General features: G+C 45.8%; 24 protein-coding genes. 4 read left to right on the top strand and 20 right to left on the bottom strand.

Annotated features, from left to right (window positions below):
- Positions 1-5: 5 nt before the first annotated feature.
- Entirely contained in the window at positions 6-1,352 is a 1,347-nt protein-coding gene (locus tag QUE62_RS03820; protein ID WP_286262375.1) for an efflux RND transporter periplasmic adaptor subunit, read from the bottom strand.
- Positions 1,352-2,620: a TolC family protein gene (locus QUE62_RS03815; protein WP_286262373.1), complete on the bottom strand. Its 1,269-nt coding sequence runs from the start codon at positions 2,618-2,620 to the stop codon at positions 1,352-1,354. Before QUE62_RS03815 ends, QUE62_RS03820 begins: the two co-directional genes overlap by 1 nt.
- 279 nt (positions 2,621-2,899) lie before the next feature.
- Here QUE62_RS03815 and QUE62_RS03810 point away from each other — a divergent pair, with 279 nt between their 5' ends.
- The 3 genes from QUE62_RS03810 (at position 2,900) to QUE62_RS03800 (ending at position 6,424) form a co-directional block, all read left to right on the top strand.
- The gene (locus QUE62_RS03810) at positions 2,900-3,859 is read left to right on the top strand and encodes a sodium-dependent bicarbonate transport family permease (protein ID WP_286225994.1); all 960 of its coding nucleotides are present in this window, start codon (positions 2,900-2,902) and stop codon (positions 3,857-3,859) included.
- Between the two features lie 89 nt (positions 3,860-3,948).
- Positions 3,949-4,956, top strand: coding sequence for an MBL fold metallo-hydrolase (locus QUE62_RS03805; RefSeq protein ID WP_286225993.1), 1,008 nt, complete (start codon positions 3,949-3,951; stop codon positions 4,954-4,956).
- Between the two features lie 214 nt (positions 4,957-5,170).
- A complete protein-coding gene (locus QUE62_RS03800) occupies positions 5,171-6,424 on the top strand; it encodes a patatin-like phospholipase family protein (RefSeq protein WP_286262371.1) in 1,254 nt (417 codons plus the stop codon).
- Between the two features lie 2 nt (positions 6,425-6,426).
- Here QUE62_RS03800 and QUE62_RS03795 read toward each other — a convergent pair whose 3' ends face one another.
- From QUE62_RS03795 to QUE62_RS03740, 12 genes are all read right to left on the bottom strand, one after another.
- Positions 6,427-6,672, bottom strand: a complete 246-nt coding sequence (locus tag QUE62_RS03795) for a hypothetical protein (RefSeq protein WP_286262369.1) — start codon at positions 6,670-6,672, stop codon at positions 6,427-6,429.
- 7 nt (positions 6,673-6,679) lie between these two features.
- Complete coding sequence (locus tag QUE62_RS03790; RefSeq protein ID WP_286262367.1) at positions 6,680-8,029, bottom strand: FAD/NAD(P)-binding protein; 1,350 nt, start codon at positions 8,027-8,029, stop codon at positions 6,680-6,682.
- Positions 8,030-8,051: 22 nt separating this feature from the next.
- Positions 8,052-11,129, bottom strand: a complete 3,078-nt coding sequence (locus tag QUE62_RS03785) for an efflux RND transporter permease subunit (RefSeq protein ID WP_286262365.1) — start codon at positions 11,127-11,129, stop codon at positions 8,052-8,054.
- Positions 11,130-11,132: 3 nt separating this feature from the next.
- Entirely contained in the window at positions 11,133-12,368 is a 1,236-nt protein-coding gene (locus QUE62_RS03780; protein ID WP_286262363.1) for an efflux RND transporter periplasmic adaptor subunit, read from the bottom strand.
- A 7-nt stretch (positions 12,369-12,375) separates the two neighbouring features.
- Complete coding sequence (locus QUE62_RS03775; RefSeq protein WP_286224505.1) at positions 12,376-13,581, bottom strand: TolC family protein; 1,206 nt, start codon at positions 13,579-13,581, stop codon at positions 12,376-12,378.
- A gap of 147 nt (positions 13,582-13,728) precedes the next feature.
- Positions 13,729-14,106 carry a hypothetical protein gene (locus QUE62_RS03770; protein ID WP_286225986.1) on the bottom strand — a complete coding sequence of 126 codons (378 nt, stop codon included), beginning with the start codon at positions 14,104-14,106 and terminating at the stop codon, positions 13,729-13,731.
- A gap of 112 nt (positions 14,107-14,218) precedes the next feature.
- Positions 14,219-14,500 carry an HU family DNA-binding protein gene (locus tag QUE62_RS03765; RefSeq protein WP_108508243.1) on the bottom strand — a complete coding sequence of 94 codons (282 nt, stop codon included), beginning with the start codon at positions 14,498-14,500 and terminating at the stop codon, positions 14,219-14,221.
- A 270-nt stretch (positions 14,501-14,770) separates the two neighbouring features.
- Positions 14,771-15,652 carry a DMT family transporter gene (locus QUE62_RS03760; protein ID WP_286262361.1) on the bottom strand — a complete coding sequence of 294 codons (882 nt, stop codon included), beginning with the start codon at positions 15,650-15,652 and terminating at the stop codon, positions 14,771-14,773.
- A 61-nt stretch (positions 15,653-15,713) separates the two neighbouring features.
- The gene (locus QUE62_RS03755) at positions 15,714-15,905 is read right to left on the bottom strand and encodes a hypothetical protein (RefSeq protein WP_286224502.1); all 192 of its coding nucleotides are present in this window, start codon (positions 15,903-15,905) and stop codon (positions 15,714-15,716) included.
- A 94-nt stretch (positions 15,906-15,999) separates the two neighbouring features.
- Positions 16,000-16,359, bottom strand: a complete 360-nt coding sequence (locus QUE62_RS03750; RefSeq protein WP_286262359.1) for a Rap1a/Tai family immunity protein — start codon at positions 16,357-16,359, stop codon at positions 16,000-16,002.
- Between the two features lie 35 nt (positions 16,360-16,394).
- Positions 16,395-17,495, bottom strand: coding sequence for a DUF3300 domain-containing protein (locus tag QUE62_RS03745; protein ID WP_286262357.1), 1,101 nt, complete (start codon positions 17,493-17,495; stop codon positions 16,395-16,397).
- A gap of 46 nt (positions 17,496-17,541) precedes the next feature.
- Positions 17,542-19,239: a cation:proton antiporter domain-containing protein gene (locus tag QUE62_RS03740; protein WP_286224499.1), complete on the bottom strand. Its 1,698-nt coding sequence runs from the start codon at positions 19,237-19,239 to the stop codon at positions 17,542-17,544.
- 397 nt (positions 19,240-19,636) lie between these two features.
- On the opposite strand from QUE62_RS03740, the gene QUE62_RS03735 reads away from it, so the two are divergent.
- A complete protein-coding gene (locus QUE62_RS03735) occupies positions 19,637-20,185 on the top strand; it encodes a GNAT family N-acetyltransferase (RefSeq protein WP_286262356.1) in 549 nt (182 codons plus the stop codon).
- Positions 20,186-20,193: 8 nt separating this feature from the next.
- On the opposite strand, the gene QUE62_RS03730 is transcribed toward QUE62_RS03735, so the two are convergent.
- The 6 genes from QUE62_RS03730 to QUE62_RS03705 form a co-directional block, all read right to left on the bottom strand.
- Positions 20,194-20,586 (bottom strand): VOC family protein, encoded by a 393-nt coding sequence (locus tag QUE62_RS03730; RefSeq protein ID WP_286262353.1) that lies wholly within the window; start codon positions 20,584-20,586, stop codon positions 20,194-20,196.
- Between the two features lie 20 nt (positions 20,587-20,606).
- Positions 20,607-21,104, bottom strand: coding sequence for a Dps family protein (locus tag QUE62_RS03725; protein WP_286224496.1), 498 nt, complete (start codon positions 21,102-21,104; stop codon positions 20,607-20,609).
- A 76-nt stretch (positions 21,105-21,180) separates the two neighbouring features.
- Positions 21,181-21,939, bottom strand: coding sequence for an ATP-binding cassette domain-containing protein (locus tag QUE62_RS03720; RefSeq protein WP_286262349.1), 759 nt, complete (start codon positions 21,937-21,939; stop codon positions 21,181-21,183).
- 1 nt (position 21,940) lies between these two features.
- Positions 21,941-22,984, bottom strand: coding sequence for a FecCD family ABC transporter permease (locus QUE62_RS03715; protein WP_286262347.1), 1,044 nt, complete (start codon positions 22,982-22,984; stop codon positions 21,941-21,943).
- Positions 22,981-23,883 (bottom strand): heme/hemin ABC transporter substrate-binding protein, encoded by a 903-nt coding sequence (locus tag QUE62_RS03710; protein ID WP_286262345.1) that lies wholly within the window; start codon positions 23,881-23,883, stop codon positions 22,981-22,983. The genes QUE62_RS03715 and QUE62_RS03710 overlap by 4 nt, the downstream gene beginning before the upstream one ends.
- Entirely contained in the window at positions 23,880-24,962 is a 1,083-nt protein-coding gene (locus tag QUE62_RS03705) for a hemin-degrading factor (RefSeq protein WP_286262343.1), read from the bottom strand. The genes QUE62_RS03710 and QUE62_RS03705 overlap by 4 nt, the downstream gene beginning before the upstream one ends.

The raw sequence follows: 24,962 nt of genomic DNA, 5'->3' as shown, positions 1-24,962 counted from the left end.
TGGTCTTAGCCGCCACCACTAAGCTGACGCTTGCGTTCTGCATTTAAATGAAATGCGCCTTCAATCGCAATTTCGTCACCCTCTTTGAGGCCAGAAAGAATTGCGCGCATGCCTTTACCTTCAGGTCCGGCTTTGACGGGAACCATTTTGTATTGATCGTCCTCGCCTCGTACAAATACGTAATCTTGGTTATCCTCCCGGATCACCGCAGAATTTGGCACAACTAGGCGCTCTACCGGTTCACTATCAATCAACATCGTAGCTAACATACCGGGACGTATTTGCCCTGTTGGATTCGAAATGTCCATCCGCACCACAACGGTACGCGTTTGTGGGTTAACGATGGCATCGACGTGCGAGATCACGCCTTCAATCACCCGATTACGCAGCGCAGGAATAATCACCGACGATTTTTGCCCCTTTTGTAACAACGACGAATTTCCCTCAGGAACTTCAGCGACTGCCCATAAGGTACTTAAATCTGCGATCGTGAAGAGTGATTCGGCTGGTTGAACAACTTGTCCACGATTGATTTTGCGCTCTACAATTTGACCGGGGATCGTTGCTACGACATTATTAATGGACTCAATCACACCCGATTTAGCAAGTCGATCAATACTCTTCTGATCCATGCCCTGCACTCGCAATTGATCGTTCGCAGCACGTAACTCGGCTTTTGCGCTCATCGCCTCAGCCTCACGGCGTTGTAACTCAGCTAATGCGATCACATCTTCCTTATAGAGAATGCGTGCGCGATTCGCGGCTTGCTCGGCTAACTGGCTAGCGGTTCGTGCTTTTAAATAAGCAAGCTGTGACTGAGTCAGTTCAGTAGAGGTGATCTTTGCCAAGACCTCCCCCTGCTGAACCTCTTGACCAGGCACGCCTAAGATCTCGGATACGCGTCCGGTCACATTAGCACCAATGCGCGCTAAGAAACGCTCATTGAAATCAATTCGGCCAGAAACTCGTAACTCCTCTACGAAGGGAGCTAATTCAACCTTCCCATTTTTGATCAACTTACCAAGATCATCGTTCACATACACAATGCTTGGGTCTTGTACTAAGCGAGGTGTTGGCTTGGAATCAAATACGTCGAAGTAATACAGAGTTAATAAAAGAACCACCACCCAAGGCAGAATAAAGAAACCGGTCTTGACCCAGGCTGGGCTGGCATCGTACTTTTGTAAAACTGCAGGGGCTTTTTGATTTGCAAACTCGCGAATTTGGCCGTAGCCTTGCTTCTGCCAATCCCGTATTGCATGAATTGCGGCGACGGTTTGCTCCAGAATTAGGGCACGCCCCTTCTGAATTTGATCAGCTATTTTTTTAGTGAGTTTAGGTTCGGCACTCATTATTTTTTACCTTCAATCATGGCCACCCATTCTGGCGAGGCACTCAAACGTTCAATCTCATTCACAATCGATGCCAACTCAAAGCGGGCTCGAATTAAATCATTCCGAGCGGCCCGAAAGGTCCGCTGCGCATCCAAGAACTCCAACATGCCACGCTCACCAAAGCGATACGAGGTCTCGGCAATCTTGCGAGCACTGGCCGCAAGTTGTACGACCCGCTCGTCCAAAGTTTTGACCTGAAAGCTCGTGATCTCAAAGAGTTTGTATGCTGACTCGAGCTGGGTCTCGAGGCTTTGCATCTGAGCATTCAATTGATTACGGGCTTTCGAGGCATTGGCCTCCGCTTCTGTAATTTGGCCTTGGCGGAAATCCCAAATCGGGATACTGACCACCAAACCATAGAGGCGATCGGTAAAGTTCGGGTCGTTGTATTGCTGAGCCTTAATTGCCAATTGCGGTAAGCGCGAGTTTTGCTCAAAACTTAGGCGTGACTCGCTGGCTTCAACCTCGGCCTTGGCGCGCTTTAGCTCAGGGCTCTGATTGCGTAGGTTATCCAATAAGACTTTGAGTTCGGGTAATTTGGGGATGGAATCTACTTTGGCTGCAATCTCAAAGTTTGCAGGAAGATTAAAGCCCACGACTTTACGCAATTGACTGCGGGCTTGCTCAATCCGTAGTTTGCTTCCTTGGGCCACGATCTCAGCATTGAGAAACTCGGTTTGCGCCCGAATTAACTCAAAGCGAGCGGTCTCACCAACGTCGTAGCGCAATTGCATGCGATCGCGGATTTGTTTGGTGAGATCCAAATCTTCATCTGCAGCGCGTGATTCAGCTTCGCGGCGCACGAGCTCATAGAAACTTTGGCGAACACGCGCAATGGTCTCAACCTCAAATGCAACCCGATTTGCTTCAGCGGCACGCATGCTGGCCTCAGCAGCATTGACCCGTGGGAAACGGGTATACGGCATATCGAGTGGCTGAGTAACAACCCATTGCGAGAGGTTGCCGGTGTTTAATCCGCCCGAGGTACCACGTTGCTGACCGGTATTGACCTCAAACTCGGGGTTTGGAATCGCTCTCGCGCTTCGCAATTGACCACTAACCGCCCGGGTCTGATCGCGAGCGGCCATCACCTGCGGATTACTTTCTAAGGCAAGCTGGATAAGCTGATCAAGAGTAAAAACGGTTTTGGTAGATTGCGTTTGCGCCCAGGTAGGGGATGCAGCACATGCCCAAATTAGGGCAATATGAACTACTCGGCGAATCACGCTTAAATAGGGGTCCACAGTTTTCCAATACTTAAAACTGGTCTGGCCAAGGACTTATTCCCCTCGCGCACCGGGTTGGCTCTTAACGGCTTTCCGGAATGTCGATGCGCAAGACCCATTACTAGGCAGGCTACTCCCCAAAATCGATAGGTGAATTTGACCATAGATCGCGAATTAGTGATTTCCCTAATAAATATGGGTCTATTCTACTCAAGCACTTTTTAGGGGGGAGTAGCTCTTTTTCTGAGGAGCTCTCTAAAAATGAGAAAATAAGAACTCATGAGTACCATTATTGATCCCGCCATCCTGTTTTTTATCTTTGGCGTGTTTGCAGGATTGGTTCGTTCCAACCTCGAGATCCCGCAACCCATCACCCGGTTTCTATCTCTTTACCTTTTAATGGCTTTAGGCCTCAAGGGTGGGTTCGCTTTGCACCAATCTGGGCTTACCTTCGCAATTACTACCAGCTTGATCATTGCGATTGCCCTAGCCTGCATTATTCCGCTCGTCAGTTATTACTTTCTAAAGACCAAACTCAACGCTCTTGATTCAGCAGCGATTGCCGCGACGTATGGGTCGGTTAGCGCAGTGACCTTTATTACCGCCACTCAATACCTCAACCATGTTCAGATCGAATATGGTGGCCATATGGCTGCTGCCATGGCACTAATGGAATCCCCAGCAATTATTTTGGCGATCTTCCTCGCCAATCGTGCGAAATCCTCTGTATCGCAAACTAAGCAACCCATGCGAGTTGGCAAACTGCTGCACGAGTCATTTACGGACGGCGCGCAACTATTGCTACTTGGTGCGATGTTAATTGGCATTATCTCGGGACCCGATGGGCAAAAGGTAATGGCGCCATTCTCCGTGGATTTATTCAAAGGGATGTTGGCATTCTTCTTACTAGATATGGGCTTAATGAGCGCCAAGAGTTTTGTGGATCTCAAGGGCAAGCCCAGACGTTTGATTGTGTATGCCTTTGTAGCGCCCCTTTGCCATTCCCTCTTTGCGCTTTTACTCTGCTACATCTTCAAGGTGGAATTGGGTAATACGATTTTGTTGATGGTGCTAGCTGCTAGCGCGTCTTATATTGCGGTGCCAGCAGTATTGCGACATGCTTTGCCCGAGGTGAGCCCTGCTTTGTACATGGGTATGTCTTTGGGTATCACATTCCCACTCAATTTAATCCTTGGGATCCCGCTCTACACCCAGATTGCTAAATTGGTCATGGGATAGCGATTGATGAACAAATTACTCAAGTAATCATTGAAATTGATAGGCAGGGCAAATATTCGCTAAACTGAATATATCAATGGGGGTATTCAATGGTTGCTGATACACGTCGTCAGGCACTCAAATGGATCGCAGGAGCCGGGGGAATCATGCTTGCCCCGCAAGCCATGCAGTTTGCCAGTGCGGCGGAGGATTTTTTCAAAGGGCCGCCAGTCAAGGATATTCCTGCCAAGCAGATTAGTAAGCACGTTTGGTTAATCTACTCGCCCGACGGCTTTCCAACACCTGAAAACCGGGGCATGATGGCTAATGTGACCTTCGTGGTCACTAGCAAAGGGGTCGTCATATTAGATTCCGGCGCCTCCTTGCAAATTGGTGAGATGGCAATCCGGATGATTAAGAGGGTCACCAATAAACCGGTGATTGCAATTTTTAATTCGCATTACCACGGCGATCATTTTTTAGGTAATCAAGCATTTGTGGAAACCTACAGTAAGGACATGCCCATTTATGCGCATCCCTACTCCATCAAACAGATCAAAGGTATCGAAGGTAATGCCTGGCGCAGTTTAATGGAGCGCTGGACCAATCAAGCGACCGCGGGTACTAAGGTGATTCCGCCGACTCACGACGCTAATCAGGGTGATATCTTTAACTTTGGCGATGTGCGCATCAAAGTGCATCACCATGGCACTGCGCACACCCCTGGTGATATATGCATGCAGGTGATTGAAGATAAGGTGACTTACGTAGGCGATATTGCAATGGGTAATCGGATTGCCAATATTGATGATGGCTCCTATGTCGGCACCTTTAAGACCTATCAGAATTTACAATCGACCGAAGGTGATCAGCTCTGGGTACCAGGGCATGGTGAACCGAGTAAACAGCTCCTCAATGAATACGGCGAGTTCTTGGCAGGCATTTACGATACCTGCGTCAAAGCCGTCAAAGATGGTCAGGACTTAAGTGTGGCCAAATCATTGGTGTTGAAAGATCCGCGCGTTAGTAAGCGGGCTAAAACCATGCAGGGGTTCGATGGCAATATTGGTAAGTACACGAGCCTTGCCTATTTAGAGGCTGAGAAAGAGGCGTTCTAATCAATATTAGCTATATAGCTAGTACCCTTACCCCAAACTACCGACAATACTATTGGCAATATATGATTTGCCTTACCCAATTCATGCCAACTTAAGGAATTGCCAATGAATACTCGCGCCCTCCTTTTTGCGATGATAGTTGCATTACTCGTACCCCTTAAGCTATAGGCCCCTTTTTCTCAGAATTCTTTATTCATTTTTTTTTAAATCAACCATGCGCATACCACTCATCCGTTATACCTTTTTCATTCTTGGCGCTTTAGCGCTTAGCGCTTGCGGCACCTTAGAGCGCAAAGCTGCCGTACCGGCCTCCGATTTGACCCGCGCACAAATCGCTGGCATGCAAAGCTCGCGCTATTTGATCGCCACCTCTGCTGGTATTAATAGCTTTGTTGATGATGTCAATCAACTCAATAAACGCTTGGGCAAAACGGTTCTCGATGGCAAGAGCAATTACCTATCCTTATCTGGTGGTGGTGATAACGGAGCATTTGGTGCAGGCCTTTTGGTTGGTTGGACTGAACAAGGCACTCGTCCTGAGTTCAATTTGGTCACTGGAATTAGTACCGGAGCCCTAATTGCGCCCTTTGCCTATTTAGGTAAAGACTATGATCCTGTTCTCACAGAGGTCTATACCAAGGTTAAGCCCAGTGATATTTTTAAGTCGCGCGGCTTTTTGTCCGGGTTTTTTGGCGATGGCTTAGCGGACACCTCCCCTTTGTTTCAGCTGATATCCAAACATGTCACCGCCGACTTTTTGAAAAAAGTGGCGCATGAGTACAACAACCGCGGTCGCTGGCTTTTAATTGGCACAACCAATATTGATGCAGGCACTCCAGTGATCTGGAATATGGGGCAAATCGCCAGCATCGGCACCCCAGAATCCCTAGAGCTCTTTCGTAAGATCTTATTAGCTTCCGCTTCAATTCCAGCAGCTTTTCCACCTGTGATGTTTGATTTCATCATCGATGGTAAGGAGTTCCAGGAGATGCACGTCGATGGTGGTGCAACCACTCAGGTTTTTCTCTATCCCGGGGCAGCAGCAAACCGTGCGAAGGAAATTGGTGTGAAGCGCAATACGAATCGCCAGGCCTACATCATTCGCAATGCGCGCCTAGATGTCGATTGGCAACAAACCGAGCGTCGCACCCTGAGTATCGCGGGTCGGGCGATCTCGCAATTGATTCAATCGCAAGGTCTCGGTGACCTTTATCGTATTTACAACATCACCCAGGATGACCGAGTCGGTTTCAATCTAGCCTATATCGGCTCAGACTTTACTTTCCCGCGTATTGAAGAATTTGATACCAAATACATGCAAGCGCTGTATGACTATGGCTATCAGCGAGCCCGCAAAGGCTATGACTGGAGCAAGTACCCACCGGGCTATCGCAAATCAATCGAGGAGGATACAACGATGCAGCCTGAGCTCTTGAATACTAAACCCACCCCCAAGAAAACAAAATAAGCTTAACGGCAGTCAAATACAGCAACCAGTAAATTATCGCCTTTGCGATATACGGCTTTCTTACCGTACTGTTGGCAATAAGCATTTGCCTTCTCTGTTAATTGAGGAAGTGACTCGTCGGCGCTATTCAAAAAGGTGACATGATTAGCGTCCGATGCATCTGTAAAGACAGCGGCACAGCCCTGCAGCGTTATTAAGGCGGCCAAAATAATGAATTTGCACTGAGAGTGTTTAGGGAATCGTTTCATAATCGTTTTATTGAACGGATGAACTAGGCATCCAGTTTAATCGGATTGCTTTGGCGAGTTGCTCGGCTTGCTTAGCAATCGCACTTGCTGCGATTACATCCCCCAAACTACCCATGGTCGCTGGTCCAATCATCCAAAGGCTTTGATGAGCCCTGCCTTTTGGATCAAGAACACTAAGCTGTGAATCGATTGCAATCGAACTCTTGAGTGCATCAGGGCTTGCAATAGCGTCGCTTATCAACTGATCAACTAATCGGTCACGTGCTACCCCAGTGCAATTAATTAAATGATGGCCATGTGTCACTTCTCCATGGTGAAGTGACACATGAATCGCTCCGTTCCGAACAGCTATCTCCTTGGCGCGTCCACATCGAAACTCAATTTGTTGCCGATCGCGCAATTGATGGTAAGCCGCAATAGTTTGCGGTGAAGCCCGAAAGCGATAGAGGTTCCAGAGCCAACCAAAGCGTTTCATCAAGATTCTTCTCTGATAAGCATTAAATCCCTGCCAAATACGATTGAGATCGGGTCGCAGCTCTTCCCAGGCACATTGCCATTCCGATTGATCGGTTGGGGTATTCGGGAGATAGTGGCGCATGAAGCGTACCAATCGTGCAGGTGTGATGGGATTAGGCCATTGCGGTTGCCTCATTCTGGTCCACGGCGCCTGAGATGGGGGAAAAAGTGCTCGTGGAGAAATCACTAAGACTTTTCCTTGGTGACCCTGCTCTACCAAACCATTAATGGCATCCAATGCCGTTAACCCACCACCGAGTAAAAGGACATGATCATTTGCGGGTATCCGATGGAGGTAATCACCCGGCCATGGGTTCTCAGTCAGGGTGCAATGGTTCGAGAATTGATCGATATGAACCGGGCATGGCCAGATCGGGGTCGCATTACCTGTCGCCAGAATCATTGCCTTTGCATCAATATGTTCACCAGTCTTGAGCTCCACCTGCCATTGCCCATCAGACCCAGTGATGCGCTCTGCCTCACCTTGGATATGATTGAGGGCTCTACCGTCAAGTTGGTCATTAACCAATTGATTTATATAAGCGCCAAAATCACTACGGCGATAGAAGTAACCTGCGCTTGTTTTGGCTTGGGGATCCTTAATATGCTCATTTGCCCACCTGGCAAAATGCAGCGGGTCTTCGGCGAAAATGATTGGGAGATCTTCTCGGACATTTAGCCGAAATGCTGGGCTTGAGCAGCTATATGCATTGCCACGTCCCGGAGAATACTTGCCAAGAATCGTAATTGACTGTGCATCAATCCCTTGACGCAGTAGATGAATCAAGGAAACGGCAGCCGAGAAACCATCCCCGATGATTAGTAAATCCCTAGTCGCCACTTTCTATACTCAATTAATTATTTCATACAGTATAGAGATTACTTCCTTTTCGAGACCGTAACCATGCATAAAAGACCGGCAAAACAAACAACGTCAATATTGTGGCCGTAATCATACCGCCCACAATGACAAGCGCTAATGGCCTCTGAGCCTCTGAACCAATTGCATGCGACAAGGCTGCGGGCAATAAACCCAATCCAGATAGTAAGGCAGTCATCAGAACTGGGCGCACTCGCAAGCTTGCGCCCTCGACGATCGCATCCTTCATTTGTGATTCATCTTCGGTGCTCACTTTATTAATGAATGAAATTAAGATGACACCATCTAAAACTGCGATACCAAATAAGGACAAAAAGCCGAATAACGCTGAAATACTTAGAGTCTCACCCGCTAGATGTAGGGCAATAATCCCTCCAATGGCTGCAAACGGAACATTGATCAGCACAATCGATGCGTCACGAAGGTTACCAAATACACTAAGTAATAAAAAGAAAATAGCAAGAAGCGCCAAAGGCACGATGATCATTAAGCGACGTTGCGCTTCTTTCATTTGATTAAATTGACCATCCCAGGCAATTGAGTAGTTTGGTGGTAATCGAAGTGATTTATCAACCAAAAATTTTGCGTCCTCAATAGCACTTCCAAGATCTCGTCCGCGAACACTAAATTTGATTGCTATATACCGCTTACCATACTCACGATAAATGAAAAAAGGGCCATCTCCTATTTTTACTTTAGCAACCATCGATAAGGGAATTCGTCCGCCTCCGGGAACATCGATTAATAGGGTTGCAATATCTGAGATATCGTTCCTATGATCTTCTTGTAACCGTATCGCAATACCAAAACTTTTTTCATCCTCTAACAATTGGGTAATGGGCGTACCACCAATTGCATTCGCAACTAATGATTGAATTGAGTCCATTTCAATGTTGTAGCGTGCAGCACGCTCACGATCAATCTCAATATTTAGAGTTGGCTGCCCCAACTCTTTCAAAATACCTTCGTCCGCAATACCACGAACCTTTTTAAGCAACCTCAAGACCTCGTGAGCCTTTTGATCTAAAACCTCTAAGTCGGGACCATAGATTTTGATGGAATTTTCACCTTTTACACCAGATAAAGCCTCATTCACATTATCTTGAATATACTGAGAGAAGCTGTAGCTTAAGCCCGGGATTTTCTGAAGCTCTTCCTCTAAATTGGCAATTAGTAATTTTTTACTACTGCCAGTAGGCATATTCTCTGGGGATTTTAGATACAAACCATATTCTTGATTAAATACACCAGTTGGATCAGTACCATCATCTGGCCGACCGATTTGTACTGCAACTTTTTCAATCTCAGGTTGCTTTCTGAATAACTCACGTAGTTTGTTAGCTATATTCACTGAATAATCAAGATCCACCGTATTCGGTAAAGTAACACGCAGCCAGATATTATTTTCTTCAAGAGTAGGCAAAAAGGCTGTTCCCAGGCGAGTGGTGCTCAAAAGTGCAAGTCCCAAGATAAATACTGAGACAGCGGCAATAGTTCGAGGTTTATCCATCCAACGCCGCAAAAGAGGTCGATACCAAATTAATAAGGATGTAATAAAACGAGGTGGACGATGATGAAACGTTTCACCAAAAATTAAAGACATGATGGCAGGCAAGAAAGTAAGGCTCAAAATCATCGCCGCAATGAGTGCAAATCCCATCGTAAATGCCATCGGTTTGAAGATAATTCCCTCCACCCCTCCCATTAAAAATAATGGCGAATAAGCCACAATAATGATGCAAACAGAATAGATCATGGCGCGCTGTACTTCGCTAATTGCGACAACAATACTCTGATTGAGGCGCTTTTTCCCATCCTCAAGATGTCGCATCACATTTTCAGTCACAATGACAGCGGCATCTACGATCACGCCAAAATCAATCGCCCCCAGAGAAATTAAATTAGCTGGTACGTTGAACAGATCCATTTGGATGAATGAAAAACAGAGCGCTAACGGGATCACGGCAGCAACGACAGCAGCCGCACGAAAGTTACCTAAAAATACATAAAGTACGACTAAAACTAAAGAGATCCCAAAAAATAATGTGTGCTTAACTGTGCCAACAGTTATATCTAATAAATTTTGGCGATCATAGAATGGTCTGATCTCAATTCCAGGAGGTAATACATGACTATTGATATGATTGATTTTTTCGCGCACTCGACCTAATACCTCGGTAGCATTTTCTCCACGACGCAAGAAAATAATTCCCTCTACTTCGTCCGGCTTGTCATCGAATTGGAAAATTCCTAAGCGTGGTGCATGACTAATCCTGACATCAGAAATATCTCCGATACGAATAGGAATACCATTATTGGTAGCAATCACTACTTGCTTGATATCTTGCACATTCTTTAATAATCCAACCCCACGAACCACAAACTGTTGTTCGCCGCTAGGTAATAGGCCTCCACCAGTATTGGCATTGGCAGCTGCTAGAGCCGAAACCAGCTGCTCAAGCGTAACGCCCTTGGCTTGCATTTTTTCCGGCATGATCACAATTTGGTACTGTCGAACCTTGCCGCCAAATGAGGTGACTTCAGCAACACCTGGAGTTTGTTTCAACTCTTTATAAATTTCGTAATTTTGAAGTGTTTTGAGTTTTGAGGAATCAGCATGCTCTGAAGCAACCTGGTAACGCATGATTTCTCCAGTTGCATCTGAATCAGGACTAACGCTTGTTATTACCCCAGGTGGAAAATCAACTTTAGAGAGATTACTAATGAATATTTGTCGTGCCCTAAAGGGATCAGTTGAATTATTAAACTTTAAGGTGACAACAGACAGACCAAAAAGAGATACGGAACGAAAGGTTTGCACACCCGGAATGCCGGCTAGAGCATTCTCGACCGGTATGGTGATTTGCTGTTCTACTTCCGTCGTTCCCCTGCCCGGCCATTGCGTGATCGCCTGGATTGTTAATGGGGCCACTCCTGGATAAGGCTGAATGGGTAATGACCGCAATGCGAGGATGCCAAGTATTAAAAGCAATCCACAGCATCCTAAAACAATAATGCGTTTTTGAATAACGCTACGAACAAATGAACTAACGAGACTCACGCACTACTCCTGTTTTATAAAACGCTCATTAAGTAGTACAGCACCTTTAATCAGAATTTCACTATTTGGCTCAACACCGTCCGTGATCGCAAAACGCTTACCATCAAAATCAAACCCCTTAACCACGAGGCGGCGATAGTTATCGGGTGACGTGCGAACAAAGGCATATAGCATCTCTTTGTCACGCACAATAGCAGCTTGCGGGACCACAATTGCCTGCATCGTACCAATCTGTAATTTACCGTTTGCATACATATCAGGACGCAAACTACCATCAGAATTATCAATATCTGCGCGAATTAAAATACCTCGCGATTGGGCATCTACTGTTGGAGCAACATAATTCACCTTTGCAGTAATTTCTCGATTTGGAAATGCCTCAAGTGAAACTCGAATCTGCTGACCTCTTTCGATTAGACGCGCATCTTGCTCAAAAATATTACCGGCAAACCAAAGAGCTTTGGGATCCGCTAAGAAAACTAATGGATCACCACTGTTCACAATTGAACCGGGTTCCACATTGCGCTTTACAACAACCCCCTTCAACGGTGAGCGCAATAACAAGTTCGGATTAGATTTGCCTGTTTTCTCCAATAATTTGATATCAGAATCAGCAAACCCTAAATTTCGAAGTCGATTAGCTGCCGCTTCCTGAGTAATCCTTGCATCGGCTAACAGATTAGTCAATGAATTAGATTCACTGAGGATTTTCACTGTTTGGTATGTTAATAAAAATTCTTGTTGAGCAGAATTAAATTCGGGGCTATAAAGCTCAATGATTGGGCTACCAATATCAATTGGTGATCCTTCAAATGTAAAAATTCGCTCGACCCGCCCGGGCACTCGAGCGCTTAATAATTTTCCTTTTTCAGCATTAAAAATTAATCGCCCAGGAACTCTGATTTCTTGAGGAACAGACTGGATGGATACTTTCTCAAATTGATAAATTTCAGAATTTAGTTCCACTCCGGCCATTGTTAATGAAATCATTCCGGATTTATCAACCACCATCTCTTTTTCTTGCTGCTCAGTTTTAACAACCCGATGAACGGTTGTCAGGCGACCTCCAATAAATCCAATAACTAAAATTGCAAATGCAAATGAGGCTAAACGAATACGGTATCGTTGATTTGGGCTTAATTGCCAATAAGCATCTGAAATAATTTGTAATCGTTGCTTAATAATTACAAAGATCCCATTCAAAAAGTTAAGCAATTTGGGGTTGAAATGATGTTTCATAGAATTCCTAAAAGGGCTCCCGGCCAGCAGAGACCATCAAGACTGCAAAAGCTTGCAATAAATCACTTTCGGTGACCGTTAATTGGTTTTGAATATGTCTTAGTTGATTTTGGGCTGTTAGCAAATCATTAAATCCCTGGCCATTATTTGAATATTGTGTAAGGGCAACCTTATAGGCAGCATCAGCCTGGGGTAATTGACTGTCGCGTATAAATTGCATTCGATTTTTAGTTTGCTCAAATACTGTATAGGCATTAGCCACGCCCAAGATAATTTGCTGACGATTTGCAATGTTTGTTGCCTCGACTGCTGACTGCTTACGGATAGCCTGCTCAACACCGTATTTTTCTTTCATGAAAAAATACAATGGAATCACGATATCAAATTCAAATTGATAAAAAAGTGCACCATTATTTGATGCAAATGGGCCTCTTGGAGTGTAAGAAGATCCGATAATTTGAAAGTCAGGTAAGTATGCTTTTTTAGCTAAGCTGACACCCTTTCGGGCAGCATCAAGATCCAATTGGGAGCTTCGCAACAAGGGATGGCTGGTTTCAGCATAGTTCTCTAACTCAATTAATGTAGGTACAGAACGAAGTGCTTGCTGAATATCTCCTGATAAAGCAATTTTTTCTCTCGGATCCCGCCCAATAAGTTGATTGATACTACGATATGCCAGTTGCAACTGCTTCTCTAGATTAAATTGCTCTGCCATTGCTGCGCTCTGAGCAACTTGAGTATTTAGATACTCAACATATGCTGCAGAATTATTGGCATAGCGTGAACGTGATACGTTTTTAATTAACTCTAAACGCGCCACCATCTCTTTAGATATTTGTAGCTGCTTTTGAGCAGATAATGCGTTGTAATACAGGGTTGATAGTTGTGCCCCAAGCTGAAGGTAATTTGATTCGCTTTGAGCCAATAATGACTCGGCTGAATTATCGGCAATTTCGGAGGCTAGACTCTTTTTTCCAGGGAACTGGAAAGGCTGCGCAAATGAAATTGAATTATTTGTAGGCCCTACATTACCAGCGTTTCCTAACCCCAATGGCGTATTGGGGGGAATTCCAGACCATACAAGTCCTAACTGGGGATTCGATGGCGCCGCAATCTGCGGTACAGTCGCTTTTGCTGCTAAATAATTCTCTCGAAGCGCAGTTAGCTGTGGATTATTAAGTCGCAACTCCGACCACAATTGCCGCAAATCCATAGCGCGATTTGGATTTTGCGCATGAGCAAGCCCAATACTAAAAGAAAGGACAAAAAAACTGATTGACAGTCTAATAAAATACACCGATGAACCCCAAGCAAGGGTTGATACAACGTAGAAATTGCTTCTACCCCAAAAAAATATTCATCAAATGATGATTGGGGGTGCTCGGGCCTGGTGAAAGTTTGGTGTTTGCCGTTCAAAAAGAACTGGTCGAACGGAGCAAAGAGAATACTCTAAATGTTGCAGAATAAATGCGGGATTTGTTTTAAGTATAAGTTTTTCAAAATCATCAACTGCGCCATGGGCTGTCAATACAGTTTGTGAGAGATCTTCGTTTTGCCAAAGAATTACTGGCGCATCAAGAACAGCGGGGGCAGAATGTTGATTGGATAGGAGATAAATTTCTTCAAAATCATCTAAATCTTCTTTAAATGATGGTGTGGCAGCCTGCACCGAGCATCCAAAAATGATGGAGGCAATAACAAAGCAATGGACAAATCTTTTGCCGATGTATTGAAGCATTCTTGGATTCTAGTCCTTTGATTCCGAAACACAAGTGTTTAATCAGTCATAAATGCTGCGTAGCAACAAAAAACCGCCTCGTGGGCGGCTTTTTGGAAATACCTAATTGGTATTACTTGCGCTTGTTAACAGCGTCTTTGAACGCCTTACCAGCAGAGAACTTTGCGGTCTTAGATGCAGCAATCTTAATTGCTTCACCAGTCTTTGGATTGCGACCAGTACGTGCTGAGCGCTTACCTTGGCTAAAGGTTCCAAAACCAACTAACTGAACAGAGTCACCTTTCGTTACTGCTTTGATAATATTTTCAATCGCAGAGTTCAGAGCACGCTCTGCACTAGCTTTTGAAAGTTCAGCATCATCAGCAATTTTTTCTACGAGTTCAGCTTTATTCATATTTTTCCTTTAAACAAACAATTAATAAACTTTACAAAAATGGACTGCATCAGCAGCCCAAAATAGAAGTCTCCTAAATCTTTATTACCAATTACCTAGTGAATTGCAACTGATAACGATTAGAGTTTGCAACACAGATCCCATGAACACAAGGGGATTACTCTAGGGATAATCCCGCATTTTTTTGGGATCTTGACCGCCATCAGACCCTTTACTGGCTTGATTCTGCGGTTAATTTCATAATCTGAATCCATTTATCCGTCAATCCAATTAGACAGCCGGTCCCCGACGGACCAACATCTGGCGCCCGATCATGACCGTCGTAATCACCAGACCAGCAAATAGGATGTTCATCCATGTAATGGGCTCGGAGACCAAAATAGCAGAGGCTAGTAAGGTACAAAAGGGTTGCAATAATTGAACCTGACTCACGCGTGAGATTCCGCCAATCGCCATACCGCCATACCAAAAAAAGAATCCAATAAACATTGAAAAGATCCCGAGGTATAAAAAGCTAATCCAGATACTGGCACTCGCTACTAAGTAAGACTCTTGGAAAGTGAAAACGCTTCCAATGAAGTTGATCGGCAATGAGAGAACTAAGGTCCATGAAATCACTTGTTTAGCATTCATCGTACGCGACAAGTTGCCACCAATCGCATAGGCAATTCCATTGGCTGCACAAGCAATTAATAATAAGAAATCGGTGTACCGAAATCCCCCTTCACTATTTAAATATGCGTAGGTGCAAACTAAGAAGCAGCCTGTTAAAGCGCTTATCCAAAAGCCCAAGGACGGGCGCTCTTGAAAAAGTAGCACTCCTGCAACGACCGTAGCTAATGGCATGATTCCCAAAATAACTCCGGCATGAGAGGCTTCACCCGTGGTCATCGCGATATTAATGAATAGCGGGAAGATAAAGACAACGCCAAGCGCCACAATCGCAAATTGACGAATTTGTTTCGCGTCTGGAATGGGTGCTTTGGTATAGATTAGATAGCCCCCCGCCAAGATTCCAGCGAGTAATGCGCGCGCAAAGCACAAAAAATAGGGATTAAGACTCTCAACGGTTATTTTGGTAACTGGTAGGGTCAGGCTGAATATAAAAATACCAATGAAACCAATCAGCATGCCTTTGGTTTCATTTTTCATTGAGTGCTCTTAAAAATAAAATGGCTCCGCAATGGAGCCATCAAGGATTGATTCTATTTAATTAGTTTCGAGATTTTTGTTTAATCGCAAATGACAAATAACCAAGGGCAAGACCAGAGCCTAGAGAGAATATAAATACAGCGGTTTTGGAGTCAGGGGCACTTGCGGAGAAGATCAAGTAAAACGCAACCGTAATACTAACCACCATACCAATAAAACCAGCGATTTTCATGATCTTGTCAGTGGTACTCATTGAATCATTAATCAGCATCTGGAGCATGTTTTTTCCTTTCAGCAAAGAGAATCGGCGGGACTCAAAACGATTGTATAACGATTGCCTAAATTAGCTACGATTTACAGGGGTAGCGTTGTTTAAAAAAGCGGACCAGGGTTTTGGCAGCCTGCTCTTGATTAAATTGAGGATTTTGCTGATTCCATTTCAGAAAATCCTCTAGCACTTGCTCGCGCGTGTGGTTGCTAGATCCAAAGCAGATATTAGGCTTTGCGCCCGCTGGGCGACTGGCTAAATAAGCCTGATATACCCCCTCACCAAATCCAAAACAAAAGTTCTGAGCATCAATATCGTTTCGCGCTTTGCAAAGTTCCACCATGGCAGCAGTCGACGCATCATGGGGCTTTACTTGGCCATAACTGATTGCCGGAATGATTGCCAAATATCCCAATACCAATCCCAAAAGTATCTTCATTGTTTTCATTGATCGTATTTTGCTTGATAGCATGATTAGCGCCTAAATCCACCCATGCGACCACCCCCAAAGCCCCCTCCACGGAAGCCCCCGAAACGATCCCGATTCTCATCAAAGCGCGCCTGTTCTCGCATCGCATTTTCTTGGGCGGCCTCTCGAGTTGCATTGGGGTTTGCTCGATCCGCTGCAATTGCGGAGCGCCCTTCTTGATCAAGACGGCTAGCTTGTGCCTTCTCTTGGGCTGTAGCATTTTTCTCAAATGAACTATCGGCGCGCTGCGCAGCACTACGCGCATCCTGACGCTCTTGTGGAGTGGCGTTATTTTTCCAATCGTTTAAGAGGCGTTGCTGATTGGCAATACTGCTCGGACCAATTAAGCCTCGGGTAGGACGTTGCTCATTATTGTTCACATTAATTGTGCCACTTGACCAAGCTGGCGTTGCCCATAAAGCCCCTCCAACCGCTAAACCCACACCAAATGACATTGCGCCCCACGCTGGGTCGTACGCTGGGTATGGCGGGTAATCGGGATAGGGCCAAGGACCATAAACCTGGGTTGGGTTGTAGGTTGGTACATACACAATTTGTGTATTGGGCGGCGCGATGATGATATTCCCGCTGGCATCAGTACTCACGGCCATTTGGGCATTGCTTTTTAAGGTACCGGCGGTTTGTGCTTTCTTGCGCAGTACTTGCACGGCTTTCATCGTATCTGCCGGTTGCAATTTATAAGCATTTCCAAGATTTTGTGTCCACTGCAATTGCTTACCCATCATGTTTAAAGCCTGAGGAAATGAAATCAATGACTTAACGCTATCGTTCCACGATTGAGCATTGAGTGCATTTGTAAGCGCACTGCCCTGCAAACTCGCATTGCTCGAGCGCCAGTTATAGGCTTCAGCAACCTCAAGCGGGTAGGTTGAGGCCAACAACATAATTGATAGTAGTGAATCAGGATACAAGGCAATGGGAGAAACTAAAGACTCCAGCTGTGCATTCGATAGCATTTGGGGGCTCGCACTCACGGTTGCAGCATTCCCAAAGTTATTATTGGACTGACCTCCCGCACAAGCACCTAGCAATAAGGTCGCCGCAATACTTACTGCAATACAAATGGGCTTTTTGGGTTTAGCCATCAAGGTCTTGTGGTCCATTATTTTCGGTACTAAACAAATAGATAAATTATTTTGCCATCTCCGCGATGACCTCACCGGCTATGCGTGCTGCCAACTCATCTTCGGGTGTAAAGGATTTACCCCAGCCCTCTTTCTCATAGAGCTCGATCTCTTCAGGACTTCGCGCCCGGATAAAGATTTTGACCTCGGGATTAAGGGTCCGCGCAGTTTCCACCATCTTACTAATATCAATTGAATCCTTGGTTGCAATAACCAAGATTGCTGCACGGGCGATATGTGCCTGAATCAAAACAAAGGGGTCGGCTGCATCACCAGTTACTGCTGGTATGTTTTGCTTGCGCAATTCTTCAACAGTACCGCGGTCTTTCTCGGCGATCACGCAATTAATGTTTTGCGCTTTGAGGTTTTCAAAAACTTTCTTACCAACCCGGCCATAGCCAACAATCACTACTTGCTTATGCAAGAGCGATTCATTAACGGTGGTGGGCAACAATGATAGAGGGTCCAGGCGCTCATCCAGCTTGCGCGCCAGATGTGAGCGCTTTCTGGCCCATACTAAGGCTGGTTCGATCCCATTAAATAAGAAGGAGTTAAAGGCAATCGACAAAATTGCTCCTGCCAAGATCAAGCTGTATGCCTCATTCGGAATTAGATTCATGGCAAGGCCCATGCCGGCGAGAATAAATGAGAACTCTCCGATCTGAGCCAAACTAACGCCAACCGTTAAGGCAGTACCCAAGGGGTAGTTGAATAGCAATACCAGCAAAATTGCCGCCAATGTTTTACCAACCATGATGATGGCAATCACAATCAGTAATTTGATGGGCTCTTGCCAGATGATCTCAGGGTTAAAAAGCATGCCGACGGATACAAAGAACAAGACCGCAAATGCATCACGAAGAGGCAATGACTCATCGGCTGCTCGCTTACTGAGCTCAGACTCACCAAGCATCATGCCAGCAAAGAAAGCGCCCAGAGCAAACGAGACGTCAAATAGTTCTGCGGCTAAGAAAGCAATCCCGATTGCTGCTGCAATCACCGCTAAGGTAAAGAGCTCGCGTGAACCACTCTTTGCAACGATCCACAGCATTTTAGGAAGCAAGCGTTTGCCCACGACCAACATCAAAACAATAAACGCAGTCACTTTGGCCAAGGTTATTCCGACTAAGCTCAGTAATTCACTAGGGCTGGTGGAGTGTGCAGCCGATCCATCATTGCCATAAATCTCAGCCATGACCGGTACCAACACTAAGGCTAGAACCATCATCAAGTCCTCAACTACCAACCAGCCGACTGCAATCTGGCCATTCACCGTCTCTAAAAGCCCCTTTGACTCGAGGGCTCGCAGTAAAACAACGGTACTAGCTACCGATAGACTTAAGCCAAAGATGATGGAGCCAATTAAGGACCAGCCCCAGTAATGTGCTACCAAATAGCCAAGTGCAGTGGCAACTGCCATTTGGAAAAGCGCACCAGGAACCGCAATTTTTTTGACAGCCAGTAGATCATTAATTGAGAAATGAAGTCCGACCCCAAACATTAGCAACATCACACCAATTTCTGCAAGCTGAGTCGATAAACCAATGTCGGCAACAAAGCCTGGCGTTGCAGGGCCAATCACGACACCTGCAATTAGATAGCCTAATAACGGTGGCATCTTTAGGTAAGAGACCGCAAGCCCAAAAACAAGAGCGAGCCCAAAGCCTCCAGCCAAAATTGCAATTAAGGTAACGTCATGCGGCATCGATCGGTCTTATTATTTTTAATGAATTGAACCATTCGATGGTATCAGTTTTGATTTTGCACTGCCCTGCACTGATAACCCCAAGTTGCAATTTGTTCCTCATTTGGTGAACAAGTGATGAACTTAGCCAATCAACCATGGCCAACCCTTTGGCATCTGTGAGCATGGGTTTGGATTTCTCTTTTTTTTGCTGTCATGCAGCATTCTGAAAAAGAGCGTATAGTAGTTTAGGGTTAACCCTTAAAAAGAGTTAATTCCTATTGAAATCAGGCCTTTACAAGAGGATAGAAAATGAAAAACCTAATGAAATACCTTAAAAGCATCGTTGAAGCCTGGTCTGAGGCTCGTTTAGCGTACATCGCAAGAAACCGAAAAAGTTACCCCATGGGGTCCTAAGATGACGGTCTTTACCCACTTTCTGCCCAATACCCAAATCAATCGGTATGGATCGTGGCTGAAAACCTTGGATCCGCAGACACTTAGAAACTACTTTGGGATTAGCTTAAGCGCTGAGGGCATCAATCGCCTCGTCGGTAAATTTAAACAGGACAAAGCAAATCATCATTTTCTGATTGCTCATCATGATGGTCATTGGGCTGGCGTGATTCATATTGCCTGTCTCAATGATGCAGTTGAATTTGGGGTGATTGTGAAAAAAGAGTTTCGTCGCCAAGGAATAGCTGATCAGCTACTCAGTGAAGCAATCACCTGGGCGCAAAACCGTGGATATCGCTCCCTCTACATGCATTGCGTGCTTGAAAATCAAGCGATCCGACATTTATGCGCTAAGCATGGTTTGCAATCGAGGAATATCTACGGCGATGTCAAGGGACAAATGCGCCTACCCAAAGCAAACTGGCGTTCATTATGGAAGGAGTATTGGCAACGACAGACCAATTGGTATTTCTTTGTTCAAGAGCGACTAAAGAACTCCAAAACAACTTAAAGGCACCCCTAAATGAGTTCGCTAATTTCGATTAGATTTTGGTCAGGATCGCGCACATAGACTGAATTGATTTTGGTCGTTGCGCCAGTGCGAACCACCGGTCCCTCGATAATCGGCCAGTTTTTAGCATTCAATTGCTCAATCACCTCTCTCAAGGGACGATCTGCAATAAAACACAGATCCAACGAACCGGGTGTTGGAAGATCCGCCTTGGGTTCAAATTCTTTACCCTTGATGTGAAGATTGATCTTTTGCTGACCGAACTTAAATGCTTTGCGCTCAACCGGTGGTGTGCCACCAATAAATGATTCAAGAGTCATGCCAAGAACGCGGGTATAGAAATCAATACACTCCTTCTCATGAGAGGTAGTGAGCACCAAGTGATCGAGATGATGAATCATCAGAGTCTTTTAAATTTGAGTTAATCGGTTTCGAGCAGGCTACGTAACATCCAAGCGGTTTTCTCGTGTATATCAATCCGTTGCGTTAATAGGTCTGCTGTTGGTTGGTCATTGGCTTTCTCAACCACTGGGAAGAGACTGCGAGCCGTTTTCGCGGTTGCCTCTTGCGCATTCACCAAATAACGCACCATCTCCATTGCCTTTGGAGTGCCTTCTGCCTCCCGGATCGAAGCTAAGCTTGCAAACTCTTTATAGGTTCCCGGTGCATGATGTCCAAGCGCCCGAATACGTTCGGCAATCAGATCCAATGCAGCCCATTGCTCGGTATATTGGGTCATGAACATTGTGTGTAAGGTATTAAAGTGCGGTCCCGTGACATTCCAATGAAAATTATGGGTCATTAAATATAGAGTGTAGCTATCGGCCAGAAATTTGGAGAGACCCTGCGCAATTTTTTGGCGATTGGCATCAGTAATACCGATATTGATGCTGGGTGTAGCTGGTTTTTTGTTAGCCATCATGACTCCTGGTATTTAATCAATAGTTAATCATATGCCAAATTAGGTAAGGAGTGCAGCCAATTCTTAACAGAGTCTATCGAACTTGTACCAGCACGCTAGCCCCTTGGCTATCCTGAAGATGTTCTAACTGAATACCATATAAACGCTCTAGGTCTGCTCGTGCATGATGATCAGCCGGACAATCTTGAATAATGCGCCCATGCTCAATGAGGAGTAAACGCTCAAAAACAAGGGCATGATTAATATCATGCAAAACTGCTAGCACCGCGTGGTTTCTTTCTCTCGCAAAACGGTCAATCGTATCCAGCAAGTGATACTGCAGGCCAGGGTCTAGTGCTGCCACTGGTTCATCGACCAAAATCAGACCATCGCGGACATCCCATAGCTGGGCGAATACCCTTGCCAGATGAATTCGTGCTTGCTCACCGCCAGACAGAGTATTAAATGCACGCCCCAAAAGATGGTCTGCGCAGGCCATCTTGGCTGCATGCACAACAATCGTTTCTTGGTTTATCTTATCAATGGCACTCACTCGTCCTATCTCAATCACGAGATCAGTCATCAGCCCAAAGGCAATCTGAGTGTTCTGAGGTAAAACCCCTCGTATCCGACTTAGTTGCGCCGATGAGTACTGCTCAATCGAGGTGCCATTCATCAAAATTGAGCCGCTTTTAATTTGATACTCTCGCGCAATCAGTCGAATAATCGTTGACTTACCGGCACCGCTTTTACCCAGGATCGCAATCCGCTCACCTGGCTTGATCATGAAATCAAATGGCCCAAAGAGTTTTTTTCCAAGCTGTAAAGAGGCATGATGGAGTTGTAATTTCATATCAATCAAGCCTTGATCGGTATTGCCGCAATAAGATCAAAAATAATGGGCCACCTAACAGGGCAGTGAAAATACCGACAGGCACCTCTGCAGGGATTGCAATGGTTCTGGCAATGGTGTCGGCAATGAGTAGCAGAATAGCCCCCACCCCTGCGGAATATGGAACTACCCTCTTTTGATCAGACCCCAAGCAAATACGCACAAGGTTTGGTGCCATTAAACCAATAAAGCCAATCATGCCGCACCATGCAACAGCTAATCCAGAAAGAGTGGCAACCAAAACGATGACCTTAGTTCGAAGGCGTGAAACATCTACCCCGAGATGATTTGCAATGTTCTCACCCAATGTCAAGGCATTGAGATCTTGTAAAAGAGTTCGGATCCAGACCCATCCAATGACTATGGCTCCAACCAAAACCCCGACCATCATCCAGCGTGCGCTTGCGAGAGACCCAAGGGTCCAAAAGGTAAAGCTGCGCAATTGTTCATCGTTGGCTAAATAAGTACATAGACCGATCACCGCACCCGCTAGGGCATTCAATGAAATGCCGGTTAATAGCAGACCAGCAATCGATCCCGGAGATACAACACGGGCGACATAATCAAGGCAGAAACAAACCGCTATAGAACCCAAGAATGCAAAAACTGGGATAGCCCAGACCCGTAGCTCTTCCGGGGAGATAAAACGAAAGCCATCCAACATCACAATACCAATCGCCACACTGCAACTGGCACCCGCAGAAACTCCCAAGAGACCTGGGTCAGCTAAGGGGTTGCGAAATAAGCTTTGTGCGAGAGCGCCTGCAACGCCCAGTGCTGCTCCAACCGTAATGGCCAATAAGGCACGCGGGATCCGAATGTTCCAAAGCACATAACTAGCACCCTCATAACCATTCTGTGGATTAAAAACTTGCAACCAGTCCAAACCATGAATATCCACAGCACCTAAGTTCACTGCGATTAGAAATGCAGTTACCCCTATAAGAAGTAACCCAAGCCTCGCACCCCAGGCTGAGTAGTCAAGTGGACTGACGGCCTGTCTCATCCCAACAAGATGCGTGCCTGACGATGAAGCGTTAATACTGCATCCGGCATTCGTGGACCAAATCCCAATAAATAAACAGCATCCATTGAAATAACTTTCTGACGAATAATCGCTTTCGTTCTTTCCATACCGGGCAGTTGCGCAAGCTGACTACGTCCGCCAATCGCTTGCAGTCCTTGATCTGTGACCAGAATTAAATCGGGATTGGCTGCAATAACAGCCTCTGGGGTCAGCGGTTTATAGCCTTTGAATCCATAGAGTGCATTTCGTAAGCCAGCGTAAGTGATCATGGCATTGGCATTCGTATCTTGACCTGAGACCATGACCTGGGATGGATTCATGGAATGAATGTAAAGCACCCGTGGGGCAGGATTTACAAAGGGTTTTGCTTTCAACTCGCGCTCCAAAGTGATCCACTGCTGCTCCAACTGGAACTTCAATTGATCCGCTTGAGCTTGCCGATGGATTGTTTGACCAATCGCAATCACACGATCACAGACACCGTAAAAGGTGTGATGAGCGGGCAAAAGCCGTATCGGAATCCCGGCATCTTGAATCTGGCGAATAACTACCGGAGGTCCGGCATCCTCGGTACATAAGATTTGGGTTGGGGATAGCGATAAAACGCCCTCTGCCGATAAGGTTCTTGAATAGCCAACACTGGGTAACGTGCGTGCGGCATCCGGATAAATCGAGGTCGTATCAACTCCCACAATCAAATTACTAGCATTTAGTGCATACACAATTTCTGTAACTGCCGATCCAATGCAAATTAGACGTTGGCGACCTAGGGTAGCTTGAGTTAGCTCTGCCCAAGCCGGCTTCCCAAGCCATGCCATCTGGATGGCTGCCATTGCGCACAGAAAACGACGGCGCCCTGTATGACTAAGATCATTCATTGGCAGACCTCCATTAATCCATGTTCACCCTCAATCTGGGTTACCAGATCTCGCCAGGATGCAAGTTCAGCTTTACCGGGCTTGCGCTCTCCAAAAAACATTGCAATGGCCTCACCGCTCTGATCAAAAAACTCAATGGAGGTAACAATGCCATCGACAGTTGGCTTACGAACAATCCAGGCACGCTCAATCAGATCCTGACGAAGGTGCAAATTAAAGCGGGGATCCATCACATTGATCCAAGACCCTTGTTCAATAATCCGATCAATGGGTCCCGAATGTATCTGAATCATTCCAGGATTGCCAACAAAAACCATGATGGGGGTTTTAGTCTGTGCTGCACCCTGCAACATTGATCGTAGGCAGTCTTTAGAAAGCTCCCGAACAAACTCTGGCTCTGCCAAACGAAGTGCCTGAGTACGTGTGAGTGTGTATTTTCGTAAGAGCGAATAAAAATCATGGGTATCCTTGAGATCTCTCCATGCCTGCCAAAATCCGGCGCGATCGATCTCTGTGTCTGGAGCTGGGGTTGGCTTTGCCTTGAGCTTTGATGCCTCAAGACCAGGCTCTTGTTGGGCGACTGCAAATAATGAAACGATTCGATCAAAAGCCGACACATCACTCTGTGGCTTCAGATGAACCTTATGAATCGCCTGTCCCTGCGCATCAAAGAATTGCAAGCTACGCCGCTCCCCCTGAGAACCACTCTCAATGACTGCAAACCCAGCAAACCAATGTTGATAAAAGATCCGCAAGTCAATCTCACCCACGACTAGACCTACCGACCCCTCCTGACTCACGTGACGGTATTGACCAATTTTTTCATGGACGCAGGCTTCGTTACGGGTGAGCGCCATGACCTCCCCAATCGACTCAATCGAGGCTATCAGCGCAGGCCAATTAGCATCCAGACGAATTGCTCTTAAGCCTTTAGCTGCCGTAGCACCAAGTCCAACGTGAGCGGCAATCAACTCTCCCTCAGAAATAGTCAGCTTCTCAGCAATTTCTCGATGCCGTAAGCGTCCCTCTTTGCGCAAGGTGATAAACGATTGACGAATACGATGAATAGTCGGTTTCAT

The sequence above is a fragment of the Polynucleobacter sp. HIN9 genome (genome assembly GCF_030297635.1).
Taxonomy (GTDB): Bacteria; Pseudomonadota; Gammaproteobacteria; order Burkholderiales; family Burkholderiaceae; genus Polynucleobacter.
Note: the sequence above shows the minus strand (reverse complement) of the source record. Positions and strands in the feature narration are given on the sequence as shown.